The organism is Microcoleus sp. A2-C3 (genome assembly GCF_036706065.1).
In the GTDB taxonomy this organism is placed as follows: Bacteria; Cyanobacteriota; Cyanobacteriia; order Cyanobacteriales; family Microcoleaceae; genus Microcoleus.
In genome coordinates this window covers 31,226-54,174 of record NZ_JAUBVX010000045.1, presented here as the reverse complement: position 1 = coordinate 54,174, position 22,949 = coordinate 31,226, and the positions used below count along the sequence as shown (strand labels likewise).

The 22,949-nt window shown below is 47.1% G+C and carries 21 protein-coding genes; 11 read left to right on the top strand and 10 right to left on the bottom strand.

Annotation, left to right across the window (positions count from 1 at the left end):
* Positions 1-54: 54 nt before the first annotated feature.
* A complete protein-coding gene (locus QUB66_RS22205; protein ID WP_332971276.1) occupies positions 55-315 on the bottom strand; it encodes a hypothetical protein in 261 nt (86 codons plus the stop codon).
* 279 nt (positions 316-594) lie between these two features.
* On the opposite strand from QUB66_RS22205, the gene QUB66_RS22200 reads away from it, so the two are divergent.
* Positions 595-2,139 (top strand): NB-ARC domain-containing protein, encoded by a 1,545-nt coding sequence (locus tag QUB66_RS22200; RefSeq protein ID WP_332969762.1) that lies wholly within the window; start codon positions 595-597, stop codon positions 2,137-2,139.
* A 16-nt stretch (positions 2,140-2,155) separates the two neighbouring features.
* Here QUB66_RS22200 and QUB66_RS22195 read toward each other — a convergent pair whose 3' ends face one another.
* Positions 2,156-2,533 (bottom strand): c-type cytochrome, encoded by a 378-nt coding sequence (locus QUB66_RS22195; RefSeq protein ID WP_265234267.1) that lies wholly within the window; start codon positions 2,531-2,533, stop codon positions 2,156-2,158.
* 232 nt (positions 2,534-2,765) lie between these two features.
* The gene (gene glpK / locus QUB66_RS22190; RefSeq protein WP_332969760.1) at positions 2,766-4,253 is read right to left on the bottom strand and encodes a glycerol kinase GlpK; all 1,488 of its coding nucleotides are present in this window, start codon (positions 4,251-4,253) and stop codon (positions 2,766-2,768) included.
* 97 nt (positions 4,254-4,350) lie between these two features.
* Here glpK and QUB66_RS22185 point away from each other — a divergent pair, with 97 nt between their 5' ends.
* Entirely contained in the window at positions 4,351-4,935 is a 585-nt protein-coding gene (locus QUB66_RS22185) for an endonuclease dU (RefSeq protein WP_332969759.1), read from the top strand.
* 110 nt (positions 4,936-5,045) lie between these two features.
* Here QUB66_RS22185 and QUB66_RS22180 read toward each other — a convergent pair whose 3' ends face one another.
* On the bottom strand, positions 5,046-6,254 hold the full coding sequence (locus tag QUB66_RS22180) for a hypothetical protein (RefSeq protein WP_332969758.1): 1,209 nt from the start codon (positions 6,252-6,254) through the stop codon (positions 5,046-5,048).
* Positions 6,255-6,523: 269 nt separating this feature from the next.
* Positions 6,524-6,730: a hypothetical protein gene (locus QUB66_RS22175; protein WP_265234271.1), complete on the bottom strand. Its 207-nt coding sequence runs from the start codon at positions 6,728-6,730 to the stop codon at positions 6,524-6,526.
* A gap of 52 nt (positions 6,731-6,782) precedes the next feature.
* Here QUB66_RS22175 and QUB66_RS22170 point away from each other — a divergent pair, with 52 nt between their 5' ends.
* The 3 genes from QUB66_RS22170 (at position 6,783) to apcB (ending at position 8,125) form a co-directional block, all read left to right on the top strand.
* Complete coding sequence (locus tag QUB66_RS22170; protein WP_265234272.1) at positions 6,783-6,908, top strand: hypothetical protein; 126 nt, start codon at positions 6,783-6,785, stop codon at positions 6,906-6,908.
* A 69-nt stretch (positions 6,909-6,977) separates the two neighbouring features.
* Positions 6,978-7,463, top strand: coding sequence for an allophycocyanin subunit alpha (gene apcA, locus QUB66_RS22165; protein WP_265234273.1), 486 nt, complete (start codon positions 6,978-6,980; stop codon positions 7,461-7,463).
* Between the two features lie 176 nt (positions 7,464-7,639).
* Positions 7,640-8,125: an allophycocyanin subunit beta gene (apcB, locus tag QUB66_RS22160; protein ID WP_006634930.1), complete on the top strand. Its 486-nt coding sequence runs from the start codon at positions 7,640-7,642 to the stop codon at positions 8,123-8,125.
* Between the two features lie 207 nt (positions 8,126-8,332).
* On the opposite strand, the gene QUB66_RS22155 is transcribed toward apcB, so the two are convergent.
* The gene (locus tag QUB66_RS22155; protein WP_265234274.1) at positions 8,333-8,464 is read right to left on the bottom strand and encodes a hypothetical protein; all 132 of its coding nucleotides are present in this window, start codon (positions 8,462-8,464) and stop codon (positions 8,333-8,335) included.
* A gap of 37 nt (positions 8,465-8,501) precedes the next feature.
* On the opposite strand from QUB66_RS22155, the gene QUB66_RS22150 reads away from it, so the two are divergent.
* Positions 8,502-8,705, top strand: coding sequence for a phycobilisome linker polypeptide (locus QUB66_RS22150; RefSeq protein WP_006634929.1), 204 nt, complete (start codon positions 8,502-8,504; stop codon positions 8,703-8,705).
* A 450-nt stretch (positions 8,706-9,155) separates the two neighbouring features.
* Positions 9,156-10,376 carry an FtsW/RodA/SpoVE family cell cycle protein gene (locus QUB66_RS22145; protein WP_265234276.1) on the top strand — a complete coding sequence of 407 codons (1,221 nt, stop codon included), beginning with the start codon at positions 9,156-9,158 and terminating at the stop codon, positions 10,374-10,376.
* A 362-nt stretch (positions 10,377-10,738) separates the two neighbouring features.
* On the opposite strand, the gene QUB66_RS22140 is transcribed toward QUB66_RS22145, so the two are convergent.
* Both QUB66_RS22140 and QUB66_RS22135 read right to left on the bottom strand, forming a co-directional pair.
* On the bottom strand, positions 10,739-11,392 hold the full coding sequence (locus QUB66_RS22140) for a Crp/Fnr family transcriptional regulator (protein WP_332969757.1): 654 nt from the start codon (positions 11,390-11,392) through the stop codon (positions 10,739-10,741).
* Positions 11,393-11,535: 143 nt separating this feature from the next.
* Complete coding sequence (locus QUB66_RS22135; RefSeq protein WP_332969756.1) at positions 11,536-12,612, bottom strand: TIGR03032 family protein; 1,077 nt, start codon at positions 12,610-12,612, stop codon at positions 11,536-11,538.
* Between QUB66_RS22135 and QUB66_RS22130 the strand changes: the two genes are divergently transcribed.
* From QUB66_RS22130 to QUB66_RS22115, 4 genes are all read left to right on the top strand, one after another.
* Positions 12,596-18,229, top strand: coding sequence for a choice-of-anchor D domain-containing protein (locus tag QUB66_RS22130; protein WP_332969755.1), 5,634 nt, complete (start codon positions 12,596-12,598; stop codon positions 18,227-18,229). The genes QUB66_RS22135 and QUB66_RS22130 overlap by 17 nt on opposite strands.
* A gap of 163 nt (positions 18,230-18,392) precedes the next feature.
* The gene (gene hslO / locus QUB66_RS22125; protein ID WP_332969753.1) at positions 18,393-19,292 is read left to right on the top strand and encodes an Hsp33 family molecular chaperone HslO; all 900 of its coding nucleotides are present in this window, start codon (positions 18,393-18,395) and stop codon (positions 19,290-19,292) included.
* Positions 19,293-19,391: 99 nt separating this feature from the next.
* On the top strand, positions 19,392-19,547 hold the full coding sequence (locus QUB66_RS22120; RefSeq protein ID WP_265234281.1) for a hypothetical protein: 156 nt from the start codon (positions 19,392-19,394) through the stop codon (positions 19,545-19,547).
* A complete protein-coding gene (locus QUB66_RS22115; protein WP_265234282.1) occupies positions 19,544-21,604 on the top strand; it encodes a hypothetical protein in 2,061 nt (686 codons plus the stop codon). Before QUB66_RS22120 ends, QUB66_RS22115 begins: the two co-directional genes overlap by 4 nt.
* 121 nt (positions 21,605-21,725) lie before the next feature.
* On the opposite strand, the gene QUB66_RS22110 is transcribed toward QUB66_RS22115, so the two are convergent.
* Complete coding sequence (locus QUB66_RS22110; protein ID WP_332969751.1) at positions 21,726-22,481, bottom strand: tRNA(His) guanylyltransferase Thg1 family protein; 756 nt, start codon at positions 22,479-22,481, stop codon at positions 21,726-21,728.
* Positions 22,462-22,947, bottom strand: coding sequence for an AAA family ATPase (locus QUB66_RS22105; protein ID WP_332969750.1), 486 nt, complete (start codon positions 22,945-22,947; stop codon positions 22,462-22,464). The genes QUB66_RS22110 and QUB66_RS22105 overlap by 20 nt, the downstream gene beginning before the upstream one ends.
* Positions 22,948-22,949: the final 2 nt, after the last annotated feature.

Below are 22,949 nucleotides of genomic sequence, written 5' to 3'. Positions count from 1 at the left end.
GAGACATGACATATCATGTGAATGACTACAATACTTTATTATCATATCAGCTACTCAACCAGAATGAAATAGCCCTGCACTCGTATCAGCGACATTCGCACCCGTGTTGCCTTTGGGTATTTGAAAGACTTGCACGTAAGGGTCATAGCTAGTGCTTAGATCTTTAAAAAGATCAATTGATATAGGCTGATTAACTAACTCTACCTCTAAGATGTAATCTTTAGCGCGAGTTCTTGCAGGACCATCGCCCGAATTAGGAGTCGGGATACTCTTGTCAGTTGTAGTTAACTGATTGGTCACTTGAACTGATGCCATTTAAGCTGTCCTTTTAACTTTTTTGATAGCAGGTGTTATAAAATACTGCCTTCTACATTTATAAAACACTCAAGACTGATAAGTTACCTAACAGCTATTAGTATTTTTATTAGGTATTCTTATGAGAAGTACACCAACACAGGGATAGGCTTTATTTACAATAAATTTTATAACGTATCTAAAATATCCTCATAAGCCAGTAAAAATACTTAATAAGTTAGATACTTAATCTGGTAAAATCATAAATAATTATGAGTGTGCTTCTGCTTATGAATATACATGACACCTCCCAATAAACCCTTACAAATACCAGAACAGAAGTTTATAGAGGCTGCGGCTTGCTGGAATCTCGAACAGTTATATGCAGACTTGACAGTGGCAAAGCAAGAGTACGCTAGCAGTACAAAGCAGCGACTCACTCCTTTAGAAAAAACTTACCTGCGAGGATTACTTTGCAATTATAGTCCGCCGGAAATGGCCACCGCACTCAACCGTGAATGCGCCGGTATTAGAGTAGACTTATCGAGAGGGCTGTATCGCTACATAGAAGTTTTAACGCTGCAACAACCGAAAGATTGGAAAGAAATCCCCAGTATCCTAGAAATATTTGGTTATAAACAAAAGGGGAATGTAGAAACTTTGCATTCTACATTGATAAATTATATCCAAACTCCCGAAACTTCCATCGAAAATCAAACTGAATCGGGGATGTTGGCTGATACGTCTATTTTCTACGGGCGCACAACAGAACTTGCTAACTTAGAGCAATGGATTTTACAAGAAAACTGTCGTTTAGTTGCTATATTGGGTATGGGCGGCATTGGCAAAACTGCTTTAGTATCTAAGCTGAGCAATATGATTAAACACCAGTTTGACAGATTGATTTGGCTCAACCTCAGTCATGCACCTCTGTTGGCACATACTCTGGTAAATTTAATCGAATTTTTATCAAATAACCCCCCAATCGATTTAGAGAGATTGGGATTAATTAGTCAGTCTAAAGAAATATTTTTTCAAGCTGCGATCGCTCTCGGAGAGCGATCGCACATTGAATTTTACCTAGACAACCTAATTGCTTCCACAAATGCAATAGAACAGACAATCATCGCTGATGGTATCCAGCGGCTGATTCATTGTTTACAAAAGCGTCGATGCCTGATAATTTTAGATGAGTGGGAAGCTGTTTTCAGCACTGAGCAGTTAACAGGAAATTATCGAGAAGGATATCAAGTGTATGGGGAATTGCTGAAACAACTAGCAAAATCGCAGCATCAAAGTTTCTTGCTGTTGACTAGCTGCGAAAAACCTAAAGAAATTGCAGCGTTAGAAGGTCAAAATCAATCTGTACGGTCATTAAAATTGGGCAGTTTGGGAGAAGCTGCTGTGGAAATCATTAAAAATAAGGGTTTGTCTGAAGAAGGTGAATACTCAGAACTGATAGAGGCCTACAGCGGCAATCCTTTGGCGTTAAAAATAGTAACAACAACTATTCATGATATGTTTGGGGGAAGCATTGCTAACTTTTTAAGAAATGGGCTATTTCTGGGAGATTATAGCGATACGTTATCTCGGCAGTTTAATCGCTTATCAGCATTTGAAATCGAGCTACTACACTGCATGGCGAAAGAAGTCAAGCCTGTTGATATTGAAAAATTGTGTTCAGATATTCAGCAAGAGAGGAGTTTAGAATTGCTGAAGGTGTTAGAATCGCTTTTCAGGCGATCGCTAATTGAAACAGTCCCAGCAGAAAGTGAAACCCTGTTCGCCCTTCAACCTGCGGTAAAGACATATCTGATGTCTGTGGTAAGATGGCCTAAGTCGTAAATAATATACCGAGGTTCTATTTCCAATCGGTTTCGGCTTGGGATAGCACGTAGGCTGAAACATCGATAATTTGTTGTTCTGACAAACGAGATTTGTAAGCGGGCATAATTCCTTTACCGTTGGTTACTAGGTTGGAAATATTGGCGATGGAGTCCATGCCGTATTTTTTTAAGGCTTTTTCTTTTAAGTTTTTGCCGCGCCTGATAATGTTGCCACCGTTGATGTGGCAGCCTGCACAGTTGGTGCTGAAGACTTCGGCTGGGGTTGCGGTTTCGGGAGTTGTTGCTGTATCTGCGATCGCAATTTGGGAATTAGTGGCAACTTCTGCAAATGCCAGTGTCAGTATTAATAAAGTGACGGTGAGGATTTTTTTTAATTTATTTAGTAAAATCATTTATTTGCAGATTAAAAAATAGTGCTGCATTTGATGATAGCACTAAATACAATATTGGAACAGGCAAGATGCCTGTTCCACAAGTGAATTTTTATTCTATTTGTGGGGCGTTGCTCCTAGCCCGCCCCGGAAGGCTTTACAATACTGCAACAGGCAAGATGCCCGTTCCACAAGTGAATTTTTATTCTACTTGTGGGGCGTTGCTCCTAGCCCGCCCCTGAATCCTTTATATTCATTCTTCCCAGTCGAAGGTGCGGGTAACTGCTTTTTTCCAAAAGCGATATTTTTGCTCCCGAAGTGCGATCGGCATTTGCGGTTCCCAAGTACAATCCACCGCCCAATTATCCCGCAATTCGGCTAGCTTACTCCAAAAACCCACCGCCAAACCAGCCGCATAAGCCGCCCCCAGTGCAGTAGTTTCCGCTACCACAGGCCGCACCACAGGCACTCCCAAAACATCGCTCTGAAACTGCATCAGCGTGCTATTTCCTACCATCCCACCATCTACTTTTAAAGACAAAAGCTGCACACCCGAATCCTGATTCATCGCATCCAATACTTCCCGCGTTTGCCACGCTGTCGCTTCCAATACTGCGCGGGCAATGTGTGCCTTAGTCGCGTAGCGAGTTAAACCTGCAATTACTCCCCTGGCGCTATCTTGCCAATAGGGCGCGTAGAGTCCAGAAAAAGCCGGCACAATGTAAACTCCTGCGCTATCTTCGACTGTATTTGCTAATGTTTCTACTTCTGCAGATGTGTTGATGATGCCCAAATTGTCCCGCAGCCACTGTACTAATGCTCCGGCGATCGCAATACTGCCTTCAAGAGCATACACAGCGGGCGATTCTCCCATCTTGTAGGCGACTGTTGTTAGTAATCCTTGCTTTGAAGGGACGATCGCCTCACCGGTATTCAGCAGCATAAAACAGCCCGTACCGTAAGTATTTTTCGCCTCCCCAACATTGAAACAAGTTTGCCCAACCAGAGCCGCCTGCTGATCGCCCAAAGCAGCAGCAATCGGAACACCATCTAACAATCCTTTTGCAGTGCCAAAAATGTGACTCGAAGGGCAAATCTCTGGCAGCATCCGGCGGGGAATTCCCATTATTTCCAAAGTTTCAGCATCCCAATCCAGGGTTTGCAAATCCATCAGCATTGTGCGGCTGGCATTGGTAACATCGGTAATGTGTGCGCCGCCAGTCAGATGCCAAATTAGAAAAGAATCGACATTGCCAAAAATCGCCTCGCCTCGATTTGCCGCTTCCCGCAATCCTGCGATATTGTCCAGCATCCACTTAACTTTCGGCCCGCTAAAATAAGTTGCTAGCGGCAAACCGCAGCGCGATCGAAATCGATCTTTGCCGTCAACTTGTGCTAAGCTAGTACAAATTTGGTGAGTGCGAGTATCTTGCCACACAATCGCATTACCGTAGGATTTGCCCGTGTTTTTGTTCCAAACAATTGCTGTTTCGCGCTGGTTGGTAATGCCTAGGGCCGCAATATCTTTCGGGTCTATATTGCCAATTTCCAGGGCGTTTTTAATGACACTTTGGGTGCGCTGCCAAATTTCTTCGGCATTGTGCTCAACCCATCCCGGTTGTGGATAAATCTGTTGATGTTCTTGTTGGTTGCGGCAAATTATCTTTCCCAGGCGATCGAATACCATAAACCTGGTGCTGGTGGTTCCTTGGTCGATCGCTGCTACGTATTTTTTGGTCAAGTATTTAAAACCTTTTTCGCAATCAAGCCTTTAATATTTATGATAATATGTAAAGTCAAATTAATCTAAAAAAATTTAGTTTAGGGAAGTCCCTACTTTGAAACTAGCAGAATTGCTCAGACTCGATCGCACAATTAAGGTTATCGGCTTTGATGACGCACCCTTTTCTCGTACCAGCGACAGTCTCGTGTCGATCGCGGGCATAGTCTGCGGGAACACTCGATTTGAAGGAATGGTCTGGGGACAAGTCCTGCCAGACGGATTAGATGCCACTGATACTATTTCTGGGCTACTGGTCGGAGGCAAATTTCTGCCGCAATTGCATCTCGTTTTGCTAGACGGAATTGCTGTCGGCGGCTTCAATATTATTGACCTTCGGGAGTTAGCATCGCGGCTGCAAATTCCGTGCGTTGCTGTCATGCGCCGCCAACCAGATTTAGCTGCTGTCGAAAAAGCTCTACGCCATTTACCAGACTCGGAATACCGTTTAGAATTGTTGCGCCGCGCTGGGAAAATTCACGCTTTTGAACCTTTCTTCTTTCAAGTCTGCGGCGAACAACCGGAAGTAATTGCACTGGTTCTCCAGCGTTTAACTGATACTGGTAAAGTTCCTGAAGCTTTGCGTTTGGCTCATTTGATTGGTGCGGCGGTTATTACTGGTGTTAGCGGCAGTTCTGCTTGAATTTACGAGCGGCGATTTGATTTATTAAAAGTCAAAAAAGTTTGTAGTGCGGACTTTAGTCCGCTAATTTGGATGCGGACTAAAGTCCGCACTATGAACCAACTCATGATTTAGCTTCTGACAATCTCGCCCTCGATTTCACCGAATTCGATTTTAGTTCCCAAGGCTAAAGTTAGGGTGCTTTCAGGTTCAATCATTTTTATTTCGCCTTGAATGTCTGTGGCCCACCAAGCCCGATCGCCCAAATTGGTCAATCCCAAGGATAGCTCGTTTCGCGATCGAGAAATCACCGTAGCTACAACACCGTTAGATGCCATAGCTGTTAAAGTCGGGATGTCAGCGGTGAATAGCTGAGTACCCGCACTCAGAGGAATCACTCGACTTCGTAATTTCAGAGAAAATTGATGGCTGGAAAAAGAATCTTCTGAGGATTTTTGTGATATAATACTAGGCGAAACCTGAGCAGAAGTTGCAGCGGGCAAATCAGAGTTTCCAACTGTAATTGTACAATTGCCGATTCTCTTTTGGTCGCCCGATCGCAAATAACTCACCGCCCCGCTATCAACATTCTCGCAAACAATTTGACCAGCCTCCAATTGAAACCGCATTGCTAAGGGCGAAACATCAGGAATATAGATAATTGACAAATTTTCATCACTCCCAAAAGTCACCGGTTCTGCACCAATAGTCAGAGTGCGATTTGCTCCCGAATCGTAACTAATTACCAGCCAAGCTTTGTTAAACAAAGTTTCGGCGACAACTAGCATAATGCCAATCCAAAAGCCGATCGCACTACAGCCAACTAAACGGCCCGCCGTCCCAGATAAACTATAAGCAAACAGAATAAACAAACAACCGCCCAAAACACCACCTACACCGCCGCCACCCAAGCCACGCAGCGCTCCTAAATTGGGAATTCGTTTGGAAAGTCCAAATCCTAACAAACTGCCGGCTATGCCCCAGCAAATCACTCGCAATATCTCGTTTTCGCCGTCGCCAATCCCGTTGAAAACACCTTCGGCGATCGCTCCAGAAATTGCCCCGGCGATTACACCAGACAACCCGCCATTTTTTAAAGATTGTTTAATTTGGGGCTTGCCTTTGATATAGTAATAGTAGCCAAACATGATCGCAGTAGCAATGCCACCGCCTACTAATCCAAACCAGCGACTTGTGGACAATACACTGTCAAAAACAGATTGTGAATCATTGAGCCGCTGCATGAAAGGTTCGGTGATGAGATTGCCGGCAAAACCGCCGACAGCACCGCTAATCCCAAACTGCAAAGCTTTTTTAAGGGCTGATAGATTTCTTTTCACGGCGCACCTGGTTCAAAGTCGGACTCGAATTTAGCTACAAGCTCGAAACTTACCATTTCCGATCCGCACCTGTCGCCCCTCCGTCTCCCGCACCTCTGGTCTCTGTCTCCCGCACCTGCCTTTGAGAGACAAGTCTATTGAGCCTCGCGCCACTTCCCGTCACAAATTGCTCAAAGGACGCGCGAGCGAAGCTATCCCGTAGGGAATCGCCTGTAACTACTGCTGCAAGTTAATTTTAGCGATTTTTTTTACTGTCAAATTTGCACCGATTAGACCCCAGCTTGGGCCCGAATATGAAAAGGAATGTTACAAACTATTACAGTAACACTCAGAATGTGAACATAATGCCTCAAAATACTTGCGAGAGGTAGTTGTGTCAGAGAAGCAATATCCTGACTAACTGCCGGACAGTCACTCGATCGCCACTTAAGAATCTGCTGCAATCTCGATCGTAGATTAAAGATCGCATCAATCATTTGTGGTATTCTAAGCGACAGGCTTAGTGCGGGCATCAAAAAGCGCACCGGCGTGAAGAACCAGCGTCGTCAAACGAAGGCAGACACCCGTCAACAACTTCAACAGTTGCTGGCTGTGGAAAGTCCGCCCTTCCCCGTCAAAGCTCCTGCCAACAGCAAAGCGAAAGGTACGGGATGAAAGCGCCCGAACGTCCTAGTTCAACGCAGAGCAGTTCGTATAGCAAAATATCCAGCGGGTACACACAAGATGAGTATCGTCACCAAATCAATCGTCAACGCAGACGCTGAAGCTCGCTACCTGAGCCCAGGCGAATTAGATCGGATCAAGAGCTTCGTCACCTCTGGTGAACGCCGCGTCCGCATCGCCCAAATTTTGAGCGAATCCCGCGAACGTATCGTCAAAACAGCAGGCGACCAACTTTTCCAAAAGCGCCCTGATGTTGTTTCTCCCGGCGGCAACGCTTACGGCGAAGAAATGACCGCAACTTGCTTGCGCGACTTGGACTACTACCTGCGTTTGATCACCTACGGAATCGTAGCTGGCGACATTACTCCGATCGAAGAAATCGGTATTGTCGGCGTCCGCGAAATGTACAACTCTCTCGGAACCCCGATTGCAGCCGTCGCCGAAGGCGTCCGCGCTATGAAGAATGCAGCTTCTTCGTTGCTGTCTGGAGAAGATGCTTCCGAAGCTTCCTCTTACTTCGACTACGTTATCGGTGCGATGCAGTAAGGAATTTAGGTTTTTGATGATAGATTTTTGATTGAACAATCGAAGGTTGCTGACAACAAGCCAACAGCTTTTGCAGATAATCAACTACTTGTAAATCTCAAATCCCAAATCCCAAATCTCAAATTTTCGCTCCAAAATTGGACTGACTCAGCCACTTTCTAGGAAACAAGACAACCATGCAAGACGCAATTACCGCCGTAATCAATTCCTCTGACGTTCAAGGTAAGTACCTCGACATCAGCGCATTAGACAAGCTTAAGAACTACTTCGCTTCTGGTGAACTGCGCGTCCGCGCCGCTACCGCCATCAGCGCCAATGCAGCCACAATCGTCAAAGAAGCAGTTGCTAAGTCTCTGTTGTACTCAGACGTAACTCGTCCCGGCGGCAATATGTACACCACTCGTCGTTATGCAGCTTGCATCCGCGACTTGGACTACTACTTGCGCTACGCCACCTACGCCATGCTAGCTGGCGACCCTTCCATCCTCGATGAGCGCGTGCTCAACGGTTTGAAAGAAACCTACAATTCCTTGGGCGTGCCCATCGGTTCTACCGTACAAGCAATCCAAGCAATGAAAGAAGTCACCGCCGGTTTGGTCGGTTCTGACGCTGGTAAAGAAATGGGCGTCTATTTCGACTACATCTGCTCTGGCTTGAGCTAAATCGAAGGAAGAAGGAAGAAGGAAAAAGGAAGAAGGAAGAAGGAAAAAGGAAGAAGGAAGAAGGAAGAAGGAAGAAGGAAGAAGGAAGAAGGAAGAAGGAAAAAGATTTATTTCTTGCCTCTTTTAACTTTTAACTTTTAACTTTTAACTTTTAACTGTAAACTGTAAACTTTTAACTGTAAACTTTTAACTTTGGACTTGTTACCTTTAGCTTTCAAAGAAGTCAGGGAAGTTGAGAGTGATTGCTAGACCGTCAAAGGCCAGTCGAGAAAGCCCGACGAGTTTTAACGAGCTAGTTTTGACTCCTAACTCCCTGACTTCAATCTTTAAAAAATCCATCTAAATATCTGTAAACCTACTCAGGAGTTTGTTTCCCATGAGAATGTTTAAAGTGACTGCTTGCGTCCCCAGCCAAACTCGCATCCGCACTCAGCGCGAATTGCAAAATACCTATTTTACTAAGCTGGTTCCTTATGACAACTGGTTCCGGGAACAGCAAAGAATTATGAAAATGGGTGGCAGAATTATTAAAGTGCAATTGGCTACTGGTAAGCCCGGAGCTAATACTGGTCTACTTTAAAATCCAAGGATGGATTGATAGAGGGGCAAGAGGTCGATCGCGACCTCTTTTTTGTTTGTTATGATTTTATAGCAGAAGGAAGAAGGAAGACGGAAGAAGGAAGAAGGAAGACGGAAGAATGTAGTAATTTGTAGGGTGTGCACTGCGCACCGGTTGACTTCGTAGCCCATTCCCCCAGCGGTTGACTTTTCTACTCGTTACCAGGAAGAGCGAAAGTAACGCAGATGGGCGAGGAAGAGCCTCCTTAATCCTGTGCCGAGGCAGAGTAAGAGTGATATGGGTTCCCAGACAGAGCCTTGGAACCAGTTAAAAGAAACCGGGTTTTTTCATCGAGATTGAGGGTTTTAAGCAAATATTTGGGTGAAAAAACCAGGTTTCTGACAGTCTGTGCGATCGCAAACTAGACTAAGAACTAATGACAACTGACAACTGACAACTGACAACTGACTAATGACTAATGACATTCGACGCTTCATTCCATTTTTTGACCCCGGCGTGTCTGAATGGGCCGCTGAGGCCCGGTGGCTCAGGTGGTTGACTTTTTTGTGGCTGTTTGTAGGGCTGACAGCTTTGTTTTCGGCTTCCTATCCGATCGCAAATTCAGAATTTGGAGACGGCCTTTACTATTTTAAGCGGCAACTAATCGCAGTGGCGATCGGGCTGGCAGGTTTTAACTTAATGGTGTACTCCCCCCTGCGTTACCTGATGAAAACAGCTCAGTTGGGAATTTTGGTGCTGCTGGGATTGCTCTGGTTGACCTTGATTCCGGGAGTGGGAACCACAGTCAACGGGGCAACTCGCTGGATATCTTTGGGCCCGGTGCCGATTATTCAACCTTCTGAATTGATTAAACCATTTTTCGTTCTCCAAAGCGCCCGCATTTTCGGCAACTGGCCCCGATTGACAAACAAAGTTCGCCTTAGTTGGCTGTTAATTTTCGGCGCAATGCTGTTGGGAATTTTGTTGCAGCCGAATTTAAGTACCACAGCTTTGTGCGGGATGACTTTGTGGCTGGTGGCTTTGGCGGCGGGCTTACCTTACTTGCAGTTGGGCGCAACGGCTGTGGGGGGTATGCTTTTAGCCGTTTTAAGTATTAGTTTTAGGGAATATCAGCGCCGCCGGATTATGTCTTTTCTCAATCCTTGGGCTGATCCGATGCAAGACGGCTATCAGTTGATTCAAAGCCTGCTGGCTGTGGGTTCTGGGGGGATTTGGGGTGTTGGTTTGGGGATGTCGCAGCAAAAGTTATTTTATTTGCCGATTCAGTACAGCGATTTTATTTTTGCTGTGTTTGCTGAGGAGTTTGGTTTGGTGGGAGGTTTCTCGCTGTTACTGATGTTGGCGGCTTACGCTACTGTGGCTTTGAGAGTGGCGATGAGGGCCCGGAATATTGAGAGTCAGTTGGTGGCAATTGGGGTGATGGTGGTGATGGTGGGACAGTCGCTGCTGAATATTGGGGTGGCGACGGGGGTTTTGCCGACTACGGGTTTGCCGCTGCCGTTTTTTAGTTACGGGGGCTCATCGATGTTGGCGAGTTTGTTGTTGTCGGGGTTGCTGATTCGGGTGGCTAGGGAGAGTTCTGAGGCTGATGTTGTTTCTTTGGAGGGACGCAGAAAGATGCCTGGAAAGCCTAAGTTGCGATCGACCAACGGCAGTACACAAGCCGAGTAATTTGTCAAATTATTTCCTGGAAGCGCGGGTAGCTAGAAACCGGATTTTCGTCCATCAAACCCGGTTTCTGCCTCCAAAACTATATTTATTTCCGTCCATCACCCTTATTTGGCGGTTCTTCTTGTTCTTGAGGTTTAGCTGTGATGTCAATTAATTCTTTTTTGTCTGGTTTTGGTGTTTCTTGAGTAGAGTTAGCCATTGAGTTTTGTCCTAAATAGATGCACCGCTTAATTATATCTTTTCCGGCTACAAATCTATGGATCTAGATAGCGGGAGCAAGAGCAACACAAATAATTCTCAGGTAGTTGAAATTTCGCTTTAATATTAGACAGGGTTATGTAGATGCAAATTCCTGTCGATTGCTACACTCCTTGAGGATTGCAGCCAAACAAATCCGAGGTAGAGGCAAAAACATCTTTGTTAAGTATTAAATGCCGATCGCCATCTCGACTGATTAACCCTTGCTGCTGCAATTTTCCCAGCATTCGCGTTACTGTTACCCGCGTCGTGCAAATCGCATTAGCAATATCTTGATGTGTCAAGCGGATACTCAAACGAGTTCCCTCAACCACAGGCTGACCAAAGTCCTGTTGCAATAATAGCAGAAGCTGATACAAACGGTCTTCTACTCGGCGCTGTCCGGCGATCGCCAAAATTGATTCCATTTGCCGCAGCCGCCGAACCATTTGAGGCAGCAACTCGTGACCCAATTGAGGAGAAGCTTCGATTTCCACCATAGAATACCACATCAAATAAACATCTGATGTCGCCGTAGCTCGGTAAGTCTGCAAATTAGTCAACCACAAACCGAAGCACATCGAAGGCCCAACCCAACCCAAAAGTCCTTCTTCCCCGGTGGGATAAAGCGTGCTCAGTTTTGCTAAACCTTGACAAACGCGCCAAAGTCCTTGTGGCATCAAAGGAATGGTTTCGCCCTTGGCATAAAAATGCAAGTTTCGAGTCGCTCCCGTGTTATGCTGGACTTCCGCTAAAAGTGCTTTGGATGTTGGTGGCATATCCGTTATTTCCAGCTAAAAAACAATACTCTGAGATCTACGAATCTCACTCTAACCCACCAAGGTAAAGGTTTGGTAATCGTCTGGTTAGCGGGAGTATAAGCTTTAGCCATCAGTTGAACCCAGATTTTATATCACTACTGTTAAACTTCCAAAGTGATTAATTGAGCAATTTCTTCAGTCTGAAAACCTAAAGCCATTGGCTTTTGCACTTCTGGGATTATTTGCACATCATAGAGTTCTGTAACTACTCCTTCAAATCGCACCCAGTGAACTATTGTTCCAGTGTTAATATCTATTACCATGATACCACAGCGCGGCTCGGCATCTTTTTTTATTAACAATTCATCTAATTCTAAGCCGCTAAAAGTGTTGTCGCCGCCTCTAGGTTTGGAGAGTCCAACTATTGCCCAGTTTTGCCAAAAGGCTAAGCCTCGTAAATAGCCGGGACAAAATGCGATCGCATTAATTTTCCCTGTATCTAAATCCACATAACCCAATTCTCCCCTGCCCGAATTCAGTACCCACAATTTATCTTGATACCAGCGGGGTGAGTGTGGCATTGACAATCCTGATGCGACAATTTCATTCGATTCTATATCTATAATTATGCCACCATTTTGTCGGCGATCGCGCCAGCCATCCACAACATCCGACTGACTCGATGCTGTCACATATTTAGCTTTGCCCTCCACCATTGCTAAACCGTTGAGGTGACAGCGATCTTCGTTGATATATTGTGAGATAAAGGGTGGTTTCCATAAAGGTTTGCAACTGTGCCGATCGCTCACTGTGGCTAGACAATTGAGTAAGGTGCTGATAAAAATTACTTGTCCACTGCTATCTACAGCCACATCATGGATGTCGATATCCCCTGTGGTGTAAGCGATGCGAGGCACGTAAAGGCGATCGTAACCTTGATGCAGTTGTCCGGCGGCTAGCACATTTTCTAATTGCCAGAGTTGATATTTAGAACTTAAGTAAATGCGATCGCCTGTGCAGTAAAGCCCCATTGCGCGATCGAATATGCGCCAAAAACCAGAGATTCTGTCGGTTTCTGGGTGAGCACCAATGAACATTAACCTACTGGTTTGATAGGTAGTGCAAGCGAGGCTGATTTTTTCTTGGATTAGCCACGTTGGAAACTCGCGATCGCCAAAAATATCGTGTTCGTGAGTTGTGTTCAAAACTGACGGCTCATGGATGGAATCAGAAGTCATTTATTTTAGCTCCAAGTTGCGATCGCGATCGCTTACAAACAATATTCTCTCTGCTAGAGTAGTGACTAATATTCCGGGTGCAACATCTATGTCTCATATAAAAAGTGCGATCGCCTTCATCACCTCCGATGTCCCAGACAGCCAAACCCTGCTCGACGGTATCCACCAAGGGATTGATGTCACTATCCTCGATCCAAATCGCAACGCCGTAGCACAAATCGCCGAAACCCTCAAAGGCAAACAATACTCAGCGATTCATATCATCTCACACGGTGCTCCCGGCCATCTCCAGTTAGGGAATACAGCATTAAATATTGACACACTCCCTCAATATACTCAGCAGATACAGCAGTGGCGAGCCAGCCTCACAGCAGACGCATCCATCCTACTGTATGGGTGTAACGTCGCCGCGACAACCGATTTGACAACCGACAACCAAAAGCCAAACCACCCACCAACAACCCATCCGTTACATCCGCTACAGAATCCGTTGCCGAACTTCCTCACTCAACTTCACCACCTCACCGGAGCAAAAATCGCCGCCAACGCCCACCCCACAGGCAACACAGCCAAGGGAGGCAACTGGGAAATTCAACAACTCATCCCCCCATTCCCCGATTCACCCAAACTCCCCTTCACCGAAAGAGCCCTCAAAACCTACAGTGGTATCCTGGGTTTGGCCCCCAAAGTTGACTTCACTACTGGGGCTAACCCCAGAGGGGTCAGCATCGGCGACATCAACGGGGACGGCAAACTTGACTTAGCTGTGGCGAACCAAGGCAGCAACACCACCTCCATCCTGCTAAACACCACCACCACCGGAGCCACCACCCCCACCTTCGACCCCAAAGTTGACTTCACTACAGGGGCTACCCCCTATTCAGTCAGCATCGGCGACTTCAACGGCGATGGCAAACTTGATTTAGCAACGGGGAACATTGGCAGCAGCACCACCTCCATCCTGCTGAATACCACCACCACAGGAGCCACCACCCCCACCTTCGCCCCCAATGCTGACTTCGCTACTGGGTCTACCCCCAGAGCAGTCAGCATCGGCGACTTCAACGGAGACCTAAAACCTGACGTAGCAACGGCGAACCTTAACAGCGCCAACACCTCCATCCTGCTGAACACCACCACCACAGGAGCCACCACCCCCACCTTCGACCCCAAAGTTGACTTCACCGCTGGGAGTCTACCCGTTGAAGCCAGCATCGGCGACATCAACGGTGACGGCAAACTTGACTTAGCTGTGGGGAACTTTAACAACAACAACGTCTCCATCCTGCTAAACACCACCACCACAGGGGCCACCACCCCCACCTTCGACCCCAAAGTTGACTTCACTACTGGGAATGGGCTCACTTCAGTCCAAATCGGCGACTTCAACGGTGACGGCAAACTTGACTTAGCTGTGACGAACTTTAACAGCAACGACGTCTCCATCCTGCTGAACACCACCACCACCGGAGCCACCACCCCCAGCTTCGCCCCCAAAGTTGACTTCGCTACTGGGACTAACCCCAGAGCAGTCCAAATCGGCGACTTCAACGGGGACGGCAAACCTGACTTAGCAACGACGAACCAAACCAGCAACACCACCTCCATCCTGCTGAACACCACCACCACCGGAGCCACCACCCCCAGCTTCGCCACCAAAATTGACTTCACTACTGGGACTAACCCCAGAGGGGTCAGCATCGGCGACATCAACGGTGACGGCAAACCTGACTTAGCTGTGGCGAACCTTAACAGCAACACCACCTCCATCTTCCTCAACAACACCGCTAAAGTCAGCATCGCCGCAGGCACTACCCCCACCGAAACCGGCCCCATCACCGGCACATTTAATATCACCCTCGATACTCCCGCCCCCGCTGGCGGTTTAGTCGTCAACTTCGACACCACCGGCAGTACCGCTGCTACTCCTGCTCACTACTCCTTCACTGCGGGTACAGGTATCACGAATGTTACTGCTAATACTTTCACCATTGCCGCTGGTGCAACTAACGCTGTCCTCACTGCCGTCCCCTTTGATGATGCTATTATCAACCCAGGGGAAACAGTCAAAGTCAATCTCACTGCTGATACTGGCTTTAACTACTTTCTCGATCCAGTTGCGGCTAATACTACTGCGACACTGACAATTACTGATAACGACTTCCCCACAGTTAATCTCTCAGTTTCTCCAGTCACAAGTACAGAAACCGGAAGTCCAGTTATCACTGTCACCGCCACAGCATCTCAAGCAGTTTTTGGCGATCAAACAGTAAATGTGGCTCTGTCGGGAACAGCAATTCCTGCTGACTTTACAACAATTCCTGCTAGCATTACCATTCTCAACGGTCAAACCACAGGTTCATTTACCGTTAATGTTAATGACGATGCACTAATAGAAGGAAGCGAAACAGGTACTTTCACAATCTCGACTCCTTCTAGCGGTATCACACTGGGAACTACGACAACAGGTGACGTTGCAATTACTGATAACGACTTCCCCACAGTTAACCTCTCCGTTTCTCCGGCTACAAGTACAGAAACAGGAAGTCCAGTTATCACCGTCACCGCCACAGCATCTCAAGCAGTTGTCGGAGATCAAACCGTGAATGTGGCACTTTCAGGAACAGCAACTGATGCCGATTTTACAGGCACAATTCCTGCTAACATTACCATTCCCGCAGGTCAAACCACAGGTTCATTTACCGTTAATGTTAATGACGATGCACTGGTAGAACCTACTGAAACAGGTACTTTCACAATCTCGACTCCTTCTAGCGGTATCACACTGGGAACTACGACAACTGGTGACGTTGCGATTACTGATAATGATGTAACACCTGCACCAGAAATCCAAGTATTAGACGGCACAACAGATATAGTTGATGGTACAACAAGTGCGATTAATTTTGGCAGTACCACAATCGGCACAACTCTCAACAAAACCTTCACAGTCAAAAATCTCGGTACAGCCGCTTTAAATCTCAGCAACCTAACTTTACCCACCGGATTTAGCTTAGTTGGAACCTTACCTGCAAGTGTCATAGCCAACGGTAGTCAGACTTTCCAAGTTCAAGTAGATACAACCACAGCCGGAAATAAAACAGGTACGCTGCAATTTGTCAATGATGACAGTGATGAAAATCCCTTTGATTTCCCGATTTCGGCATCAGTCACAGCCGCGCCTGCACCAGAAATCCAAGTATTAGACGGCACAACTGATATCGTTGATGGTACAACAAGTGCGATCGACTTTGGCAGTGGATTAATCGGCGGTACTCTCAACAAAACCTTCACAGTCAAAAATCTCGGTACAGCAGCCTTAAATCTCAGCAACCTGACTTTACCAACCGGATTTAGCTTAGTTGGAAACTTACCTGCAACTGTCGCAGCTGCCGGTACTGCGACTTTGCAAGTTCAAGTAGATACAACCACAGCCGGAAATAAAACAGGTACGCTGCAATTTGTCAATGATGACAGTGATGAAAATCCCTTTAATTTCCCGATTTCGGCATCAGTCACAGCCACGGCTGCACCAGAAATCCAAGTATTAGACGGCACAACGGATATTGTTGATGGTACAACAAGTGCGATCGACTTTGGTGGTGCAATTATTGGCGGCACTCTCAACAAAACCTTTACCGTAAAAAATATCGGTACAGCCGCTTTAAACCTCAGCAACCTAACTTTACCCACAGGATTTAGCGTAGTTGGAACCTTACCTGCAAGTGTCACAGCCAACGGTAGTCAAACTTTCCAAGTTCAAGTAGATACAGCGACAGTTGGAAATAAAACAGGTACGTTGCAATTTGTCAATGATGACAGTGATGAAAATCCCTTTAATTTCCCGATTTCGGCATCAGTCACAGCAACAGTAACGCCTGCACCAACGCCTGCACCAACGCCTGCACCCGCCAACGTCTTAGACTACTCAACCTCCCCCGTCGGCGTCACCGAAAACTTCGGCACCAGCCCCGAACCTGTAAACATTACTGGTAGCCCCTCTAACGATAACTTCACAGGCAGTAGCGGTGCAGACATCATCAATGGCAGTGATGGCAATGACATCATCAATGGCGGTGATGGCAATAACCAGCTCAACGGCGGTGATGGTAACGACACCATCAATACTGGTAGTGGCAATAACTTGATTGATGGCGGTGCCGGAAATGACGTAATTACAGGCGGTAGTGGCAACGACACCATCACAGGTGGTACCGGAAACGACACCATCACAGGTGGTACCGGTAGCGATATCTTCAGTTTCGCCCCCATCCCCGGTTCCACATTAGGGCAAAACTTAATTACCGATTTCACCACGGGAGAAGACAAGCTGCAACTTGATACTGCCCTTGGTTTCACCTCTGTGGCACAAGTCTTAGCAGCCTTAGAAACGACTCCTGCGGGTTTAGCCTTAAACTTAAGCGATGGCGGGCAAATCTTACTGAATAACGTTTCTGCCTTGTCAGCTAATGACATCATTCTGGTGAATGCACCTATCTCGCCAACTCCAACACCAGCACCAGTACCAACACCTACGCCGGCACCCGTACCAAAACCTATACTTTTACCAGTACCAACACCTACGCCTGCACCGACACCAACACCTGCACCAGCACCGACACCTACGCCTGCACCAACACCAACACCAACGCCTGCACCCGTAACGACTCCAACGCCTTCACCCGTACCAACTCCAACGCCTGTTAACCAAGAGGATACAGACTGCATTTGCGACAAAATTGAGTATCCCAACCTTAACCAACCAAACCAACAAATTGATAACGTTATCAATGGTGGTGGTTTGCTAATTGGTACTCCCAAAAATGACGCATATTTTGGCAGTAATAACCCCAATATCTTCGACGCTAAACAAGGCAACGATAACTTGTTTGGCGGTGAATTAAAGGATATCTTCAACGGCAATCAAGGCAACGATTTCATTAATGGCAATCAAGGAGACGATATCCTGTTTGGGGGCAAAGGTAGCGACATCATTATTGGTGGTTTGGGTGAGGATGTGATCTTCGGAAATCAGGATAATGATTTAATTAACGGCAAAGAAGATGATGATTTAATCTTTGGCAATCAAGGCAATGATTTTATCGACGGTGGTAAAGGAAATGACTTAATTTACGGTGGCAAAGGAGATGATGTAATTCTCGGTAGTCAAGGTAATGATACTCTCTTCGGACAACTGGGAGATGATACTTTGTGCGGCGGTGATCAAGATAACGTCATTTACGGCGGCCAAGGTAACGATTTAATCGATGGCGGTAAGGGCAACGATTCGATTTATGGAGACTTAGGTAACGATACGCTTCTCGGTTGCGAAGGTGATGATATTTTGTTTGGAGGTTCGGGCAATAACAGTTTAGTTGGCGGTTTGGGAAATGACACTTTTGTGTTAAATTCTAATCTGGGATTTGACTTGATTGCTGATTTTGTCAAGGGTAAAGATTCCCTCGGATTGTCGGGAGGTTTGAGTTTTAATCAGTTAGAAATAACTCAGAACAATAACAGTGCGCTGATTAAGTTGAAGGGAAGTGGAGAATTAGTTGCTTCTTTAACTGGAGTCACCGCCAGCCTAATTGGTGTTAGCGATTTCCGAGTTATTTGAATCTCAAATAATACCTGAAAGGTAGGGAGACGGCAATGCCGTTTCCTCCGGGGCCGGAGACGGCATTGCCGTTTCCCTACAGATGCCCCTATCTCCTGCGACAAGCTTCAAGAGCTTCTAAAATAGTTGAAGGAAGTATCAAAACGCAAAAGTAAGGTTTTTCATGGCCGATCAATTAATTCGTGCTACAGCCGCAGATGGCGGAATTCGCGCTGTAGCCGTCATTACCACCCGCCTCACCGAAGAAGCAAGACAGCGGCACAAGCTCTCCTACGTCGCTACAGCCGCCCTCGGACGCACGATGTCGGCAGGGCTGTTACTCGCCTCCAGTATGAAGCGACCCGAATCGAGAGTCAATATTCGCATCAAAGGAGATGGGCCGCTCGGTGGACTGCTGATTGATGCGGGACTTGATGGCACGGTTCGAGGTTATGTCAGCAATCCGGGAGTGGAATTGCCGCCCAATGCTAAGGGCAAACTTGATGTCGGCGGAGCTATCGGTGACGGCTATTTGTACGTGGTGCGCGACGTTGGATACGGATTCCCTTACTCAAGTACGGTAGAATTGGTTTCCGGCGAAATTGGGGACGATCTGACTCACTATTTGGCAACCTCCGAGCAGACTCCTTCGGCTCTGGTTGTGGGGGTGTTTGTGGGGGCTGACGGGGTGCAAGCGTCTGGGGGCGTGCTGTTGCAGGTTCTGCCGAAGGCGGCAGCGGATGAAGAATTGGTGCAAACTCTGGAATCTAGGGTGGCTGCACTTTCGGGCTTTACGCCGTTGTTACGATCGGGCAAAACGCTGCATCAGATTCTCGAAGAGTTACTGGGTGATATGGGGCTAGAAATTTTCCCGGAAACTCAGATGGTGCGCTTTCACTGCGGCTGTTCGTTCGATCGAGTTTTGGGAGCTCTCAAAATGTTGGGCGAAGCGGAACTCCAAGATATGATCGAAAAAGATGGCGGGGCTGAGGCTACTTGCCATTTCTGCAATGAGGTTTACAAGGCTAACAGCGACGAATTGGCTGAACTGATCGACGATTTGCGATCGAACTCCGGTTCTTGAGACGATAATGTGTAATTGGCTCTATTGAGTGCGAGTTAGGCTTGGGCCTTGACCAATTGCCAATTACGCATTATCAATTACCTAATCACGAAATTTTGATTGGCGCGGCGCAGGCGATCGGCTCTTGCAGTGTTCCGCCTGCGAGAGTATGTCAAAGTGATGGATACATTTTATAAAGCAGTAGATAGTAGCGATCGCAGTTTTGAAATAACTAACACTGGCTGGTTGCTATTTGTGGTGAGCGGAGATTTATGAGTCAAGATCGCAAAACACCAGGCCGTTGGTCTGCATCAGAATCCTTGGAGTCAACAAAGGATACTTCCTCGCTAGTGCCAATTCCCGCCAGGAAAAACCGCGCTGAGCGACTTAAAGAGATCCGAGAGTTGGTTACTTCGGGAAAACTGCCGGGAGGGCATCTGGAACAGCAGCCGAAAGAGTCTGGGGAAAACTGGCAGCCGGGGGAACACAATCCTTGGTGGCTGATCTGGTCAAAGAAGTGGCAGTTTTGGCTGGCGGTGAGTTTGCTGCTGTCGATGGGTATGGGGTTTGTGGCAATTTCGTCTTTGCTCAACCTGACTTCGCAGTCGAATTGCTCGAAGATTTTTTGGCCGACGGCTTCTGCTAACGATCGCTTTTTTTGCGCTCAAGAAGCAGCTAGCAAGCGGACGGTGGATGATTTACTGCGCGCGATCGAATTAGTGAATGCTTTGCCACAAGACCACCCGCTGCGATCGAGAATTAATGGTCAGATCGATCGCTGGTCTCAGGATATTATCAGGTTGGGAAATTCTAGTTTCCAAGAAGGAAAGCTGGAAGAGGCGATCGCGATCGCCCGCAAGGTTCCTCAAAACGTTCCCGCTTACCCGACGGTGCAAAAGCAGATTGAAAAGTGGCAGTCTACATGGAACGATGCAGAGAAACGTTATCGCACGGCCGAAGACCACTTGCGTCAGGAAGAGTGGGGCGAAGCTTTCCGCGAAGCTAATCTGCTGTTGGATACGGGAAATACTTTCTGGGAATCGACTAAGTACGAGGAACTGACTCAGGCAATTGAGACGACAAAGGCTGAAGGCAATAAGTTGATCAAAGCCCGAAATACAGCCTCGGAGGGAGGACTCGACAATCTGGTGACGGGGATTAAGCTGGCTCAGGGAATTGAGCAAAAAAGTTATTTGTATCAAGCTGCCAATAAGCTGATCGCGGAATTTAGCAAAAAAATTCTGGGTATCGCCCAAAAACGCTTGCAGGCGGGCGATTGGCAGGAGGCGATCTCGATCGCTAACAAGATTCCAGAGGCGGCAAATTTAAAGGAACAAGTACAGGATTTTAACGAGTTGGCTCAGGCTACAGCTCAGGCTTTGACGGGATCTGTTGATGGTTTGTCTAAGGCGATCGAACTCGCTAAAAAGTTGAATTCCGGTCGCCCTTTGTACCAACAAGCTCAAGATTTAGCCGGTCGCTGGCAGCAAGAAATGGCTGATGTAAAAACTTTGGATTTGGCAAGCAAGCTGGCAGCGCCGGGAGGGGTAAAGGATTTGAGGGCTGCGATCGCCCAATTGCAAACAGTCCCAGGCTCAAATCCTCGCTCTGGGGAAGTTCGCAGTCAAATTGGTCGCTTGAGCCGTCAAATCGAGCTGCTGGAAGACAGTCCGTACCTGCAAAGAGCTAACGATTTGGCGAGTACGGGCGATCCAAATTCCCTGGAGGCCGCCGTTGCTCAAGCGTCTCGGATCGGTCAAGGAAGGGCGCTTTACGGGGAAGCTCAGGGCAAAATTCAAGCTTGGATCGAGAGAAGACAGCGCCTTCAAGACCAGCCGTTTTTGGAGAGAGCTCAGCAACTAGCGGCCGGCGGCAATTTGGCGGGGGCGATTGATATGGCGCGCCGGATTCGATCGGGAAGAGTGCTTTATGAGCAAGCTCGATCGAACATTCGGACTTGGGAGGCTCAATTTCAGGGCGAGCAAGGTTTGCAGAACGCCCGTCAAGCGGCTCAATCAGGAACTGCTGACGCTTTGCAAACAGCAATTTCTCTGGCAAGTCAGGTACCGCAATCGAGTTCCCTCTCCTCGCAGGCGAGGGAGGCGATTGATGAGTGGAGCCAGCGGATTTTGGCGCTTGGTGTGGAACAGTCGTCGTCGGATCTGGCTGGGGCGATCGCGATTTTGAAGAAGATTCCTTCGGGTTCTCGCGCTTTTGAGCAAGCGCGATCGCAAATCAAAGTTTGGGAAGAGTCCCTGAATCCTCCGCCCGCTGAATCTCCGGCTCCTGATCCACCGGAAACCGAGCCTCCGAGCAGCCCTCCGAGTCCCTAGGCTAACTTGCTTACCCGACATGGGGCGGGGGTTTAAACCCCCGTCTCAAAGCTTGCATTCGATTAAAACCGACTGAGCATTCATCAATTGCCACCAGATTTGACAAGATATCCTTGGCGAGTTAATCGCCAACATTTAAAAATTGGTAAATAAATTCTTTGTATTCCTCTTTCATGGGCAGCTCTTCATCGACTTTGAGTCGCCGCCGCACTGTCACAACTTCTTTGCGTTCGATCGGGTTATAACCTGGTTTATCGTATTTTTCCCAATACAATCCCGTTCCCCGGCGCTGCCAAGCCGGCAGTTCGTTAAAGTTAATTCCGTTTTGAAACAGCAATTCGTTTTTGAAAGCCACCGATTGTTTGTCTAATATAACTGTTGCATTTTCACCCGTTTCGCCATTTTTTCGCAGCATCCAATAACTCCAGCCATTCAAAGCGCAGCGCGCTGCATCTGCTTGGCGCCAGAGAAAATAATCTACTACTTGCGATTTGTTCGCTGCGGAACAAATGCGGGTGTCAAAATTGACTGCTGTTTGGGCGGCGCAAGTGAAAGTTGCACTGGCAATACTGGCAGAAATAGAGACAATTTTTTCTAAGCTGCGGTCAAATAAATCCCAATCTGGAGGAAACAAAACTGAGATTTCGTCACTTTCAGTATAAGCGTAAATGCCGCCTAGTTCTGACAGGAGCGCTTTGGCAGTTTTCACCATTAATTCGTGGAATTTTAAGTCGAAAGGCTTCTCAAAACTTGAGGAAGTAAATTTTGAAAAACTGCGACCGTCGGCGCGAATTACTGTGTGAGTTTCCGGCAATAAACGCAAGCTGTGAAAGTATTCTAGCTCCCGCATTTTTTTTTCAAATATCTGATTGTCCATGAATAACTTCCTCTGCGGGCAAGGTTTTTACTTCTAAGTTAAAGTTGTCTGCTATGCGGACGGAAAACAGCCGATCGAACCCTTCGTCGTAACTGGGCACTACCATTTTTTTTATAGTAGCATAAATTGCTATGTCTGGAACTTGAGATTTGCCCGATCGCTTTTGATTTCTAGCTAAACAGTCGCTGACTATTGATTCAAAGTAGTAACCGATGATTTGGGCCTGATAGGTGCGACCGATATCAATCAGCGGTCTGCGATCGAGAACTGCGGGATTGGTGTTGTCAATCGCGACTGAATGACCTGCTTGGAGTGCATTTTCAATTAACTGAATTTGTCGGCGCGATTTGTTTCTATTGTTTCGCATTAAATCTTTGCTGACCAAAAAGTGCGTGGCAGCTAAATAGTCGCGGAAAAAGGTGCTTTTGCCCGATGCTTGCAATCCCATTAAAATGACTAATTCCATGA

Bases quoted from the DNA above. Each gene is read 5' to 3' on its own strand.
- QUB66_RS22205 (WP_332971276.1), bottom strand. From the start codon at position 315: ATGGCATCAGTTCAAGTGACCAATCAGTTAACTACAACTGACAAGAGT.
- QUB66_RS22200 (WP_332969762.1), top strand. From the start codon at position 595: ATGACACCTCCCAATAAACCCTTACAAATACCAGAACAGAAGTTTATA.
- QUB66_RS22195 (WP_265234267.1), bottom strand. From the start codon at position 2,533: ATGATTTTACTAAATAAATTAAAAAAAATCCTCACCGTCACTTTATTA.
- QUB66_RS22175 (WP_265234271.1), bottom strand. From the start codon at position 6,730: ATGATTGATGCGATCTTTAATCTACGATCGAGATTGCAGCAGATTCTT.
- apcA (WP_265234273.1), top strand. From the start codon at position 6,978: ATGAGTATCGTCACCAAATCAATCGTCAACGCAGACGCTGAAGCTCGC.
- apcB (WP_006634930.1), top strand. From the start codon at position 7,640: ATGCAAGACGCAATTACCGCCGTAATCAATTCCTCTGACGTTCAAGGT.
- QUB66_RS22155 (WP_265234274.1), bottom strand. From the start codon at position 8,464: ATGGATTTTTTAAAGATTGAAGTCAGGGAGTTAGGAGTCAAAACTAGC.
- QUB66_RS22150 (WP_006634929.1), top strand. From the start codon at position 8,502: ATGAGAATGTTTAAAGTGACTGCTTGCGTCCCCAGCCAAACTCGCATC.
- QUB66_RS22145 (WP_265234276.1), top strand. From the start codon at position 9,156: ATGACTAATGACATTCGACGCTTCATTCCATTTTTTGACCCCGGCGTG.
- QUB66_RS22140 (WP_332969757.1), bottom strand. From the start codon at position 11,392: ATGCCACCAACATCCAAAGCACTTTTAGCGGAAGTCCAGCATAACACG.
- QUB66_RS22130 (WP_332969755.1), top strand. From the start codon at position 12,596: ATGGAATCAGAAGTCATTTATTTTAGCTCCAAGTTGCGATCGCGATCG.
- QUB66_RS22135 (WP_332969756.1), bottom strand. From the start codon at position 12,612: ATGACTTCTGATTCCATCCATGAGCCGTCAGTTTTGAACACAACTCAC.
- hslO (WP_332969753.1), top strand. From the start codon at position 18,393: ATGGCCGATCAATTAATTCGTGCTACAGCCGCAGATGGCGGAATTCGC.
- QUB66_RS22115 (WP_265234282.1), top strand. From the start codon at position 19,544: ATGAGTCAAGATCGCAAAACACCAGGCCGTTGGTCTGCATCAGAATCC.
- QUB66_RS22110 (WP_332969751.1), bottom strand. From the start codon at position 22,481: ATGGACAATCAGATATTTGAAAAAAAAATGCGGGAGCTAGAATACTTT.
- QUB66_RS22105 (WP_332969750.1), bottom strand. From the start codon at position 22,947: ATGGAATTAGTCATTTTAATGGGATTGCAAGCATCGGGCAAAAGCACC.